The following is a 12,226-nucleotide window of genomic DNA, read 5'->3' on the forward strand; positions in this document are numbered from 1 at the left end:
GACCGCCGTCCAGGCACCTGCGCCCCCGGCCGGGGCCGACCCCGGCCCGCCCTCGGGGCCGCCGACCGAGGGCGGGAGGATCGGGGTCGGCGGCCGTTTCGCGCAGGAGAGCCGCCGTCCCGCGCGTGGCCTCCGAGGGGCCGGTACCAGTGCACTACGGGGTGGTGCGCGCCGGGAGCGTGCGCGTCGCTCCGGCGCGTGCGCGTGTTTCACACGGGGCGCCTGGAATGCCGTGCACCACCACGGACGACCTGCATGGCAACCGTTTCTGACTTTCCGTCAACGGTGCGTATGTTGCTCAAGTGCCTTGTTGGTCATGACAGTGTTGTGCAAGGGTGAACTACCCGTGCGGGGGGTAATGGCCGGGTCTTCTTTCGTCCGGTGGGGAACCCGGGCGGACGGGTCGTTGGTGAATTCGTACTCCTCGCGCCTCGCCAAAAAGGTATACACCAATCCCCGACTTTTTCGGCGAGCAGAACTTCTCAGAGTCACCTGCGCGTGGGAAGGAATCCGCTCAGTGCCAACCCCCCACCCCCCTCGCCCTCCTTACCCGCCCCCAGGCGGAGTTCCGGGGGAATCCGACGACGACCTCGCCTCCCTGCTCAGAGGTCGTCCGGACGGTGAGGCGGCCCAGTCCGCCGCGCTGTTGATGGCGCGGCACTGGCCGCCCGTCCACGAATACGCCGTCATCTGTCTCGCCTCCCGCTCGGACGTCGCCTCCATGGTGACCGCGGCCTCCTTCCACCAGGTCCTGGACCGGCTGGCACTCGGCGAGCAGGCCACCGCACTGCGCCCGAGGCTTCTGGTACGCGTCCGCGACACCGTTCGTGAGTGGTCTGCCGAGGAGCGAATATCCGCTGTTCTGCCGGACCTCGGGAAACCGGCCGGCGGCCGCGGTATGCGGGCGGCGAAGTCCATGACGCCCGAAAACCGGAAACTCGCCGAGCGTTCTTTCCAGGTTCTGCCCGGACTCGCCCGCTGTCTGCTCTGGCACACCGAGGTCGAGGCCGAGCCGATTGCCGTCCCCGCCGGACTGCTCGGCATGGATACCGACACCGCGTCGGCCGCTCTCGAACAGGCGCGGGAAAAATTCCGCGAGGGTTGTGTACTTGCCCATCGGGAACTCGCGCCGACCAAGGATTGCCGGTTCTACAACCGTCTCCTCGACGTCCCGATACGCCGGGGCGGAGCCCTGCTGCCGGATGTCCAGCAGCATCTGACCGAGTGCCGCTACTGCCGTTTCGCCGCTGAGCAACTGAGCCATTTCGAGGGCGGCCTGGGCGTGCTGCTCGCCGAGGCGGTGCTCGGCTGGGGTGCCCGCCGCTATCTCGAGTCCCGTCCGGGACGTACCGATTCCGGCCCGCGCAGTCGTGGCGGTGCCCGGCACGGTGGTGGCCGTCGTGGCCTGCTGTCCCGTATCCCGTCCCCCGGCCGCCGCCCCCCGGAGGGGCCTCGGCCCTCACGGGTGCTGCTCACCGGGGTGGGCCTGGCCTCCGCCGGACTGCTCGCCAGCGTGCTGGCCGCGAACCTGTGGTCGGACGACGGCGGCGTCGAGCCGGCCGCTTCCACCAGCGCCTCCGGGGGCCGCGCGTCGGCCTCGGGCGGTGTGTCCTCCTCCCCGCCGGGCACGGCCCAACTCCCCCTGATTCCGCAGCAGTCCAGGCTGCGGAACGTCGCCGCCGACCTCTGCCTCGACATCCGGGGCGAGGTGCGGAAGGGAGCCGGTACCGAGCTGGAGACCTGTTCGGACGCGGAGAGCCAGAAGTGGACGTACGACGACGACGGACTGCTGCACAGCGCCGCGAACCCCGACCTCTGCCTCGACTCGCATGTGGACGCCGGTGTGGTGATCCTCGGGACCTGCGCGGACGAGAAGAGCAAGCGCGCGGACGACGTGCGCTACGACATCACCGTGCAGGGCGAGTTGCTCACCCGCTGGGACGAGCAGCTCGCCCTGACCTCCACCACCGGGGCGGCGGACGCCGACATCGTCGTCAAGGTGCGTGACGGTTCCGACGGCCAGCGCTGGGTGACCGACCCGGTCTCGCCGACCGCCGGCGCCCTCTCGGTCCCGGGCACCGGCACCCCGTCCGCCCGGGCGGTCGGGGGACCCGTCTAGTTCACGACGTCGCGGGGCGGGTCGCCCGCCAGATGGCCGGCCACGTTCTGGACGGCGGCCAGGGCGATCCGCACCAGGGTCTCCCGGGTGACACCCCCGACGTGCGGCGACAGCACCACGTTGGGGGCCCGCAGCAACCGCAGGGCCGGCGTGGGCGGTTCGGGGTCGAAGACGTCGATGCCCGCCCCGGCCAGGGCGCCCTTCTCCAGGGCGTCGGCGAGGGCGTCCTGGTCGATCAGGGCGCCCCGCGCCGTGTTGATGACGAACGCGGTGGGCTTGAGGAGCGCGAGCCGGCCGGCGTCGAGGAGCTGCCGGGTCTCCTCGGTCAGGGGCGTGTGCAGGGAGACGTAGTCCGACGTGCGCAACAGTTCGTCGAGGGGGACATGACGGGCGCCGCCCAGCTGTGCCTCGGTCTCCTTGGGCAGTCGGCGCCGTCCGGCGTAGACGACGCTCATGTCGAACGCGACCGCGCGCCGCGCGACTTCCCGCCCGATCTGCCCCAGCCCCACAATGCCGAGCGTCTTCCCGGACAGTTCGGTCAGGGAGCGCTGCAGCCGGGGCAGCGCCCAGTCGGCCTCGACGAGCGCGGTGTGCGCCGGGACGAGCTGCTTGGCGAGCGCGAGCATGAGGGCGAAGGTCTGCTCGGCCACGTTCTGCGCCTCGGCGCCGCTGGAGCCGATGGTGCAGACGTCCACCGCGCGGGCCCGCGCCGCCTCCACGTCGACATAGTCGAAGCCGTGGCTGGCACACTGCACCAGCTCCAGCTCGGGCGCGGCGGCGAGGTGTTCGGCCGTCACGGGGGAGAGCGCCGTGATGATCACATGCGCCGCGCGCAGCGCCTGCGGGTTCTCGTCGGCCTTCTCCACGACGGTCACGTTCGCCTCGCCCGGGAAGAGCGTGGCGAGCCCGGCCCCGGAGGTGCGGCCGCCCACATGGGGCGCGACGACGGCGAGCACGTTCTTCGCGGTCGTCATACGGGGTCCTCGATCAGGTCGGCGGGTCCCACGGTGGTGGGGGAGGCGTGCCCGGACAGGGCGAGGGTGAGGTCCAGCTCGGCGAGCAGACAGCGGATCACGTGCTCCACGCCGGGCTGTCCGTCCAGGCCCAGGCCGTACACGTACGGTCGCCCGACGAGCACCGCCTCCGCCCCCAGCGCGAGCGCCTTGAAGACGTCGTCGCCGGTGCGGATCCCGCTGTCGAACAGGACCGTCAGCCGGTCCCCGACCGCCTCGGCGACCCGCGGCAGCGCATCGGCCGCCGCCACGGAACCGGCCACCTGCCGGCCGCCGTGGTTGGACACCACCACCCCGTCCATCCCGGCGTCCGCGGCCGCCCGCGCGTCGTCCGGGTGCAGGATGCCCTTGAGGACGATCGGCCCCTCCCAGTTCTCCCGCAGGAACGCCAGGTCCGGCCAGGTCTTGCCCGGGTCCGCGAACATCCCCACGAAGTGCATCACCGCCGCGTTCGGATCCTCCGCCACCGGCTTGGCCAGGCCCGCCTGGAACGCCGGGTCGGAGAAGTAGTTGGCGGTGCCCACCCCGTGCAGGAACGGCAGATAGGCCTGGTCGAGGTCGCGCGGCCGCCAGGCCAGCAGCGGGGTGTCCAGCGTGACGACGAGCGCGGTGAACCCGGCGGCCCTGGCCCGGCCGAGGAAGCTGAGGGCCACCTGGGGGTCCTTCGGCCAGTACAGCTGGAACCAGCGCTCGGCGTCCCCCATCGCCTCCGCGACCTGCTCCATCGGAGTGCTGGACGCCGAGGACAGGATGTACGGCACGCCCTGCGCCGCGGCGGCCCGGGCGGCGGCGGACTCGGCGCCCGGGTGCATGATCGACAGCACGCCGACCGGGGCCAGGGCCAGCGGGGCGGGCAGGGCGCGGCCCAGCACCTCGACCGACAGATCCCGTTCATGCACGTCCCGCAGCATCCGCGGCACGATCCGGCGCCGCTCGAGCGCGGCCCGGTTGGCCCGGGCGGTGCTCCCGTCACCGGCGCTGCCTGCCACGTATCCGACCGGGCCGGGGCCGAGGCGCTGCTCGGTGAGCTCCTCCAGCCGGGTCAGATCGGTGGGCAGCCGCGGTACGGCGCCCGACATGCCGTTCAGATAGATCTCGTACTGGAAGTCCGCCCAGTGCTTCGCCATCCGTACGTCCCGCCTCTCGTCGCTGAGAACGCGTTGCGCTCCGACGATACTGGCGAGTAGACGCCGGTCAGAACACCGGGGTCAGCCGCCGTTCGTCACCGCGACGGGCTCCGGTTCGCCGGACTCCGCGCCCGGTCCCGTGATCGGCGGCACCGGCACGTCGACGGTACGGGCCAGCCGCGCGCCCTCCGGCCCGTACACCGCCCGGGGCTCGGGGAAGAGCCGCAGCAGCGACAGGAACAGGACGGCGGCCACGACCAGGGACAGCGGCAGACCGATGTCGACGCCGTCGGCGAGGTCGCCCAGCGGACCGACGAACTGGCCCGGGATGTTGGTGAACAGCACACCGATCACCGCCGACACCCACCAGGCGGTCATGCCCCGCCAGTTCCAGCCGTGCGCGAACCAGTAGCGGCCGCCGCGCTGACGGCGGTTGAAGACCTGGAGGGCGTCGGGGTCGTACCAGCCGCGGCGGGTCCAGAAGCCCAGCATCATCACGACCATCCACGGCGTCGTGCAGGTGATGATCATCGTGGCGAAGGTCGAGATCGACTGCACGAGGTTCAGGCCGAACCGGCCGATGAAGATGAACGCGATCGACAGCACGCCGACGAAGAGCGTCGCCTGCACACGGCTCAGCCGGGGGAAGACGGACGAGAAGTCCAGGCCGGTCCCGTACAGCGCGGTCGTGCCCGTCGACATGCCGCCGATCAGCGCGATCAGACACACCGGCAGGAAGAACCAGCCCGGCGAGATCGCCAGCAGGCCGCCCACGAAGTCGGGGGCCGCGGGGTCGACGTAGCCCGGTGCCTTGGCCGCGATGATGCTGGCGGTCGACAGGCCGAAGAGGAACGGCAGCAGTGTGGCGATCTGCGACAGGAAGGCGGCGCCGATCACCTTGCGGCGCGGGGTGCTCGCCGGGATGTAGCGCGACCAGTCGCCGAGGAACGCGCCGAACGACACGGGGTTCGACAGCACGATCAGCGCCGCGCCGATGAAGGACGGCCAGAACAGCGACTGCGTGGCCGCGTCCGCCGAGTCCGTGAAGACGCCCGCGTACGACGGGTCGAAGTCGCCGGCGAACGCGATCGCGCCGAGCAGGAACAGCAGGCTCGCCGCGGCCACCGCGACCTTGTTGACGAACAGCATGAACCGGAAGCCGTACACGCACACCGCGAGGACCAGACAGGCGAACAGCGCGTACGCCACGACGTACGACAGGTCGCCGCGCGGCAGGCCGAAGAGCCGGTGGGCGCCGCCGACCAGGGCGTCCCCGGAGCTCCACACCGAGATGGAGAAGAACGCGATCGCGGTCAGCAGCGACAGGAACGAGCCGATCACCCGGCCGTGCACACCGAGGTGCGCGGACGAGGACACGGCGTTGTTGGTGCCGTTGACCGGACCGAACACCGCCATCGGGCACAGGATCAGCGCACCCGCCACGACTCCGAGCAGCGTGGCCGCCAGGCCCTGCCAGAAGGAGAGGCCGAACAGGATCGGGAAGGCACCCAGCACACAGGTGGAGAACGTGTTGGCGCCGCCGAAGGCGAGCCGGAACAGGTCCAGCGGGGTCGCGGTGCGCTCGGCGTCGGGAATGCGGTCGACGCCGTGGGTCTCGACCTCGGTCAGGGACGGCGCGGGGGAGGTGTCGGGCTGCGGGGACAAGGGGGCTCCAACGAGGGGACCGGCGGTGGAGCGCGTCGTGACGCGAGCGAGTCGGGGTGAGGAACGGGCGCTCGCCTTGGCGGGGGTGTGCGATGCGAGGGGATGCCGCCCTCTCGGGGGTCTGCCGACGGTACGGCCGGGGGCAAGAGCCACACCAGGGGACGGTTCATCCATCTTTTGTGTCGCTGCTGTACGAAACCTCCATCACTCGGTGTCCGGCGACGTGTCCTCCGGTTCGGCGTCGGGGCCCTGGGCCCGTACCCGCTGGACGTGTTCGAGGGAGTCCCGCAGCTCGGCGAGCCAGTCGTCGGTGTGCTTCTGGACCAGGCGCACGCACCAGGCGAGCGCGTCGCTGCGGCTGCGCGCCACGCCGCCCGCGATAAGGGTGTCGAGGACCTGGCGCTCGGGCTGGCGCAGCCGGGTCATGACGGGTGCGGACACGTGGGTGAACAGGGCGCGTTCCCCGTCGCACTCCACACCCCAGGAGACCTTCCTGCGGAACCGGTGCTCGGCCTCGACGGCGACCTCGATCCGGGCCTGCCGGGTGCGCTCCCGGAACTCCTGTACACGGCTCTGTACGGCGGCCTCCCGTTCGGTGGCCGAGGCACCCTCGGCGAGCCGGGGCGCGGGGACGCGGCCGATCACGGTGATCTCCTCGCGGTCGACCGTCAGCTCGGCCAGTTCCTCGAAGAGGTCGTCGGGCAGGCGGCCGGCGAACCAGCCGCGCAGCTTCTCCTGCTGCTCTGTCGTAATCATGTAATGACGATTACTCGACCGGAGCGTGAACGCAAGGGGTGCGGGCAGGGTCCGCCGAGAGCTCAACCGGAATGTTTCAGGCCTATTGCGGAGGCGGGGTGAACCGGCCATTCGGTCGGTCGAGACGATCAAGAACCCTGTGGTTCCGGCGCTGACACGTTCGAATTACGTGACTTCACGCCACTGATTCAACACACAAGGTTACTGAAACCCATGGGGTCGATGTGAGATTCGGCCGCGGACTCGGCAGACTCCCGCTCGCCGGTCCGGCACCGATCGCGCCGGGCCCGGTACCACCCCCGTATCAGCGGAAGGATGCACACAATGCGGAACACCGCGCGCTGGGCAGCGACCCTCGCTCTGACGGCCACCGCCGTCTGCGGCCCCCTCACCGGGACCGCCCTCGCCGCCCCCGCCTCGCTCTACGCCCCCTCGGCCCTGGTGCTCACCGTCGGCCACGGTGAGAGCGCCGCCCTCGCCACCCCGGCCCGCGCGGTCACCCTGACCTGCGCCCCCACGTCCTCCGGAAGCCATCCCGCGGCAGCCCTCGCCTGTGCCGAACTGCGCACTGTCGGCGGGGACTTCGACGCGCTGACGGGCCGGGGCGACGTGCTGTGCACCAAGCAGTACGACCCGGTGGTCGTCACCGTCGACGGTGTCTGGCAGGGCAGACGCGTCTCCTACGAGCGCACCTTCGCCAATGAGTGCGTGAAGAGCACCCACGGGACCAGCCTCTTCGCGTTCTAGGGACCGGGGTCGCGGGGTCCCCGTGCATCTGCAGCGGCTCGTGGCTGGGGAGCGCGAGCCCTGACGCGGGGATCCCTCGCGATCTCGTACGGGGGCCGGCTGGGCGGAGTGGGGCCGCCCGGCCGGCCTTCGGATCAGCCCCGCCGCTCCGGCAGTTCCGGCAGCGGCGGAAAGCGGCCCAGTAACCCCGAGGCGCGCAGCAGCCGCCGTATGCGTGCACTTCGCGAGACGATCCGCAGCCGCCCGCCGTGCTCCCGCGCCCGGGAGTCCGCCCGGCACAGGACCCGCAGGCCGGAACAGTCGAAGAAGTCGACCGTACGCAGGTCGACCAGGACGTCCGGCCGCTCGCCCTCGGTCGCGGCGTGCAGATGCTCGGCCAGGGAACCCGCGGTCGCCATGTCGATCTCGCCCGCGGCCTCGACCACCGTGAAGGGGTCGCGCCGGTAGGTGCGGGCGTACGGGTTCGCCGCCGGGGGGCCGGATCCGCCGGTGCCCTCGGAAGGTCCGGGGGCACGATCGCCGGACTCCGGTGTCATGTCGGCTCCACCTCGGCAGGGGCGCGTATTCGATCTCGGTAACTACCCCGGTGGGTGCGGGGCATCCCTGAGGAGCCCGGCGCAAGATCTAGTTCACTCGACATGGTGAATTCCGCGAATAGTTATTGACTTTTAGTCGGCGTTTCTGCAAGTCGGTGCCCTGTTCAAGCGGTTGTCGGCGCCGTAGAGTCACCGTGCCGCCCCAACCCCCGGCTGCACCGCTGTCGCGCAACAGGGGGTGGGACGTGGGTACGCCAGTACACACTCCCTCCGACGAGCCTCCGCTGCTCACCCAGTTCGGACTGCTGGAACCCGCGCTGGAGATGGAGTTCACGGCACACTTCGCCCGTCGCGGCGGCGAGGTGGCGGCAGGCGCGGCGACGGCCGCGGTCACCGGGGTCGTCGAGGCGCCGGCGTGGTTCCTGGCCTCCCTGCTCGACGCCGGCCGGCGGGTGAGCAGCTGTCTGCTGGCCCGGACTACGGCGGACGTCTGCCGGATCGTCCTGACGGCGGACCGCGGGGGTATCACGGTGGCGGGCACGGACGACGTGCTGATCGCCCGGGACCGGGACCACCCCGACGGAGCAACGAGGCTGCCCCTGCTGGGCGTTGTCGACGGACTGCGGATCCATCGCGGTTCCGAGGGGCAGGTGTGGGTGGTGTGGGAAAGGCATTGGTGCCCGGCCGGTGACGCGCGGGGCGGGGCCTAGGACCGCTCGCGGTGGCTGGTGTCGCACCACGGATAGCGGCGGCTGCGGCGGCAGGTGCACAGGGCGACGCGGAAACGGTCGGAGGAGACCGTGGTCCCGTCCTCCAGCTCCACCTCGACGGGGCCGTCCACCAGCAGCGGACCACGGCGTTCGAGCCGGATGCGGCAGGGTGGGTCAGCGGGGGACTTCGGCACGGACCACCACCAGCTCCTCGCTGTTCTCGGCCGCGGACAGCAGCCCCCACTCGCGCAGCCAGTCCTCCCGGGAGCGCAGCACCGGACCGAAGGCGATCCGGCGACGCAGGGTCACCGAGGCCTTCAACCCGGCAGCGCGCAGATGCCCGAGCGTCTCCTCGGGGCCGCTGAGCGCCGACTGGACGAGGAGCAGCACGCCTCCCGGGCGCAGCAGACCCGGAGCCTCCCGGCAGATCCGGTCCAGGACCAGCCGGCCGTCACGGCCCGCGTCCCACGCCCGGCAGGCGCGTCGGGGGGTACGTCGGAAGGCCGGTGCGGGCACGTAGGGCGGGTTGGTGAGGATGAGGTCGAAGGACCGTCCCCGTACCGGAGTGAAGAGGTTTCCGCGCCGGGCGCGGACCCGCAGCCCGGCCATCCGGGCGTTGATCCGCGCGGTGCACACCGCACGCCACGACACGTCCACCGCCGTCACCCGGGTGCCGCGGCGCGCGGCCGCCAGCGCCAGTACCCCGCTTCCGGTGCCCATGTCCAGTACTTCCGCGCCCGGCGGGAGCGGCTCGTCGCACAGTGCTCCGGCCAGCAGCGCGGTGTCCTCCTGCGGGGTGTAGACACCCGGTGGTACCAGCGTCATGTGGCTCGAGTACCCCGGCATTCAGGAGATATGGGAGATTTCGGAATCGAGCGGTGCCCGCAGGGACGACCGGCCCGAGCGCCAGGCGGCCAGGAGGTGGTCGGCGAAACGGTCCTCGAGGAGTCCAGTGGCGTCGACGCCGAAGGCCACGTCGGACGCGAGATGCGGCTCCTCGGTGAGCAGTCCGCCGATGACGTCGTGGCGGACGACCTGCTCATGGACCGCGTCGGCCTCGACGTGCTCGTCGTAGAAGTGTGCGGCGGCCGCCCCGGCGCCCGTGCGGCGCATCGCCTCGGCCAGTCGCCGGGAACCCGGCGAGGAGGCGACCTCCACCGCCGCGAAGTGGCCCACGAGGGCGCCCCGCAGGGCTCGGTGCAGACCGAAGAGGGACATGAGGTTCACCGTCGCCAGGACTTCCGCGCAGGCGGCGTCCAGGTAGTGCCCGTACGTCGTGTCCAGGCCCAGGTCCGTCATCAGGTCCGCGAACAGCTGTGCGTGCACCCGGTCGGGGCGGCCGCCGCCGTACTCGTCGAACTCCACCGCCGCCATGGCCGCCTTGGCCCGTCCCCACAGCCGCGGCAGCACCCAGGCATGGGGGTCGGCCTCCTTGAGGTGGTACAGCGAGCGCTGGGCCGCGTACTCGCGCAGCTGCCACAGCTCGCCCTCGTCGCGCAGATAGTGGCCGGCGCCCGTGCCGTCGACGGGCTCGACGAGGAGTCCCCCCAGGGCGTCCTCGACGCTGTCGTGCACCGGGGTGTCGGCGCGCAGTGCCGTCAGGAAACGGTGCTCCAGTGCGGCCCGGGTGCGCAGCAGGGCCGGGTCCCACTCGGGGTCCGGCGAGACGCCCGCGAAGCCCCGGTAGTGCAGCTCGTAGCAGAGGTAGAGGGCGAGCTGGAGGTCGTCGCCGTAGACGGCCGCGCGGGCGACGTCGGCGTCGCCGGGCAGGGGCCCTGCGCCCAGCAGATACTCCGAAACGGCTGCGGAGACCGGCCCCCGGGCGGGCGGCAGCCGTGGTCCTTCGGGGTCCTGTGCCATGCGCCCCGGGTACCCGGGCGGCACGAGGTCACCCGTCCGTGGGTAGCGGACCGTGAGGTGGCCGCTCTCCCTCGGACATGGTGTCTCCTTTCCCGGCGGTCTTCGCCTTTGTCAGCTCCGCGCGGCCGCGATGCGCAGGGGCATCGGTTCCTGGGGGGCGGTCTCCTCTTCGAGGCGGCTGACCTCCGTCCACCAGGACGGGCCGTCCTCGATGCGGCGCAGCAGGACGCCCTCACGGATCGCCCATGGGCAGAGGGTGACCGTCTTGATGCCGGTCAGCTTCAGCGCCGTGTGCCCGACCACCGCACCGGCGAGACTCTGGGCGGCGCGCGGCGCGGAGATGCCGGGCAGCCGGGAGCGCTCGGTGGCGGGGAGCGCGGCGAGGCGGACGATCGCCTCCCGCAGGTCCGAGCGGTGCAACCGGCGTTCCGTGAAGGGCCCGTGCCGTCCGGGCGGGGCCCCGCACAGCCGCCCCAGCTGCTGGAAGGTGCGGGAGGTGACCACCGCGGTGTGCGGCCCCTCCCAGCGGATCCGGGCCGCGACGTCCCGCAGTTGGTGGCGGACCCGGCGGCGCAGCGCCCGCACCAGGTCCGGCGTCGGCTGGTCCTCGCCCTCGAAGAACTCATGGATCAGCCGTCCCGCGCCCAGCGGCAGCGAGGCCACGAAGTCCGGCAACCGGCCCCGCCCGAAGGCCACTTCGAGCGAGCCGCCGCCTATGTCGAGCAGTGCCAGCGGACCCGACCGCCAGCCCATCCAGCGCCGCGCCCCGAGGAAGGTGAGCTCGGCCTCCAGTTCGCCCGGCAGTGTGTAGAGCCCGACCCCGGTGCGCGAGCGCACCTCGCGCAGTACCTCGCTGCGGTTGGAGGCGTTGCGTACCACGGCGGTCGCGAATGCCTGCGGCGGCGCCGCGCCCCACTTCGCCGCGGTCCTGCTCGCCTCGGTCACCGCCACTACGAGGCGTTCGACGGCCTCCTCGGGCAACGGGCCGCCGGGGTCGACCTGTTCGGAGAGTCTCAGGCGCCACTTCGCGGTGTGCACCGGCAGCGGCACCCCGCCCTCCGCATCGGCCACCATCAGCCGGACCGTGTTCGAGCCCACATCCATCACGCTGAGTCGCATGGATGCGTGAGTACCCGTTTGTGGCCGTCACTCACCGTGCCAGGGCGTGAGCCGAGGGAACCAGCCAGGCACGGCACCGCGGTAGCGCGCGTACTCCGCGCCGAACCGGTCGGCGAGCGCGGGCTCCTCGTACCACCGCGCGAACGCCCACATCAGCGCCCAGGCTCCGGCGGCGTAGCCGAACAGCACCGGCCGGGCGAGCAGCAGCCCCTGGCCGCCGATCGCCGCGACCACGGCGACGTACATCGGATTGCGCACATGCCGGTACAGCCCGCCCACCACCAGGTGCTCGGTCGGCGCGACCGGCGCCGGAGTGCCCAGGCCCTCGCGCACGAACCGCACGAAGGCGGCCAGTAGAACGGCCGCGCCCGCGAGGAGCGGGAGCAGACCGAGCAGACGGACGGTCAGCCACCAGTCGCCGGACCGCCACTCGGTCAGCCACCACGGCAGCAGCCCGGCCACCGTGCCGGGCGCGAGCGCGAAGAAGACCGTGCTGCCGAGGGCCGCCGCCGGTGTGCGCATACCGCCACCATGACAGCGAGGAGGGGCCGCCGTCTCCCTGCAGACGGCGGCC

At 72.0% G+C, this 12,226-nt stretch carries 13 protein-coding genes; 3 read left to right on the forward strand and 10 right to left on the reverse strand.

The annotated features are described in order from the left end of the window. Nucleotides 1-517 precede the first annotated feature (517 nt). On the forward strand, nucleotides 518-2,119 hold the full coding sequence (locus OHU89_RS43220; protein WP_405650801.1) for an RICIN domain-containing protein: 1,602 nt from the start codon (nucleotides 518-520) through the stop codon (nucleotides 2,117-2,119). On the opposite strand, the gene OHU89_RS43225 is transcribed toward OHU89_RS43220, so the two are convergent. The 4 genes from OHU89_RS43225 to OHU89_RS43240 all read right to left on the reverse strand — a co-directional run bounded on the left by OHU89_RS43225 (nucleotide 2,116) and on the right by OHU89_RS43240 (nucleotide 6,680). Continuing rightward, nucleotides 2,116-3,093: a 2-hydroxyacid dehydrogenase gene (locus OHU89_RS43225; RefSeq protein ID WP_405650803.1), complete on the reverse strand. Its 978-nt coding sequence runs from the start codon at nucleotides 3,091-3,093 to the stop codon at nucleotides 2,116-2,118. The two genes, OHU89_RS43220 and OHU89_RS43225, sit on opposite strands and share 4 nt — an antisense overlap. Next, complete coding sequence (locus OHU89_RS43230) at nucleotides 3,090-4,259, reverse strand: lactate 2-monooxygenase (RefSeq protein WP_405650805.1); 1,170 nt, start codon at nucleotides 4,257-4,259, stop codon at nucleotides 3,090-3,092. The genes OHU89_RS43225 and OHU89_RS43230 overlap by 4 nt, the downstream gene beginning before the upstream one ends. Before the next feature lie 81 nt (nucleotides 4,260-4,340). Continuing rightward, nucleotides 4,341-5,924: a purine-cytosine permease family protein gene (locus tag OHU89_RS43235; RefSeq protein WP_405650808.1), complete on the reverse strand. Its 1,584-nt coding sequence runs from the start codon at nucleotides 5,922-5,924 to the stop codon at nucleotides 4,341-4,343. 204 nt (nucleotides 5,925-6,128) lie between these two features. After that, complete coding sequence (locus OHU89_RS43240; protein WP_405650810.1) at nucleotides 6,129-6,680, reverse strand: hypothetical protein; 552 nt, start codon at nucleotides 6,678-6,680, stop codon at nucleotides 6,129-6,131. Nucleotides 6,681-7,004: 324 nt separating this feature from the next. Here OHU89_RS43240 and OHU89_RS43245 point away from each other — a divergent pair, with 324 nt between their 5' ends. Next, the gene (locus OHU89_RS43245; protein WP_266884624.1) at nucleotides 7,005-7,427 is read left to right on the forward strand and encodes a protease inhibitor; all 423 of its coding nucleotides are present in this window, start codon (nucleotides 7,005-7,007) and stop codon (nucleotides 7,425-7,427) included. Nucleotides 7,428-7,561: 134 nt separating this feature from the next. On the opposite strand, the gene OHU89_RS43250 is transcribed toward OHU89_RS43245, so the two are convergent. After that, the gene (locus OHU89_RS43250) at nucleotides 7,562-7,963 is read right to left on the reverse strand and encodes an STAS domain-containing protein (protein ID WP_405650812.1); all 402 of its coding nucleotides are present in this window, start codon (nucleotides 7,961-7,963) and stop codon (nucleotides 7,562-7,564) included. 245 nt (nucleotides 7,964-8,208) lie between these two features. On the opposite strand from OHU89_RS43250, the gene OHU89_RS43255 reads away from it, so the two are divergent. Beyond that, nucleotides 8,209-8,673, forward strand: coding sequence for a hypothetical protein (locus tag OHU89_RS43255; RefSeq protein WP_405650814.1), 465 nt, complete (start codon nucleotides 8,209-8,211; stop codon nucleotides 8,671-8,673). On the opposite strand, the gene OHU89_RS43260 is transcribed toward OHU89_RS43255, so the two are convergent. From OHU89_RS43260 to OHU89_RS43280, 5 genes are all read right to left on the reverse strand, one after another. Continuing rightward, complete coding sequence (locus OHU89_RS43260) at nucleotides 8,670-8,867, reverse strand: CDGSH iron-sulfur domain-containing protein (RefSeq protein WP_266884618.1); 198 nt, start codon at nucleotides 8,865-8,867, stop codon at nucleotides 8,670-8,672. The genes OHU89_RS43255 and OHU89_RS43260 overlap by 4 nt on opposite strands. After that, entirely contained in the window at nucleotides 8,848-9,498 is a 651-nt protein-coding gene (locus OHU89_RS43265) for a HemK2/MTQ2 family protein methyltransferase (RefSeq protein WP_405650816.1), read from the reverse strand. The genes OHU89_RS43260 and OHU89_RS43265 overlap by 20 nt, the downstream gene beginning before the upstream one ends. 21 nt (nucleotides 9,499-9,519) lie before the next feature. Continuing rightward, complete coding sequence (locus OHU89_RS43270) at nucleotides 9,520-10,533, reverse strand: iron-containing redox enzyme family protein (RefSeq protein ID WP_405650819.1); 1,014 nt, start codon at nucleotides 10,531-10,533, stop codon at nucleotides 9,520-9,522. A 111-nt stretch (nucleotides 10,534-10,644) separates the two neighbouring features. Then, a complete protein-coding gene (locus OHU89_RS43275; RefSeq protein ID WP_405650821.1) occupies nucleotides 10,645-11,652 on the reverse strand; it encodes a Ppx/GppA family phosphatase in 1,008 nt (335 codons plus the stop codon). Between the two features lie 27 nt (nucleotides 11,653-11,679). Continuing rightward, nucleotides 11,680-12,174 (reverse strand): methyltransferase family protein, encoded by a 495-nt coding sequence (locus tag OHU89_RS43280; protein ID WP_405650823.1) that lies wholly within the window; start codon nucleotides 12,172-12,174, stop codon nucleotides 11,680-11,682. Nucleotides 12,175-12,226 lie beyond the last annotated feature (52 nt).

Source organism: Streptomyces sp. NBC_00019, assembly GCF_045041015.1.
Taxonomy (GTDB): domain Bacteria; phylum Actinomycetota; class Actinomycetes; order Streptomycetales; family Streptomycetaceae; genus Streptomyces.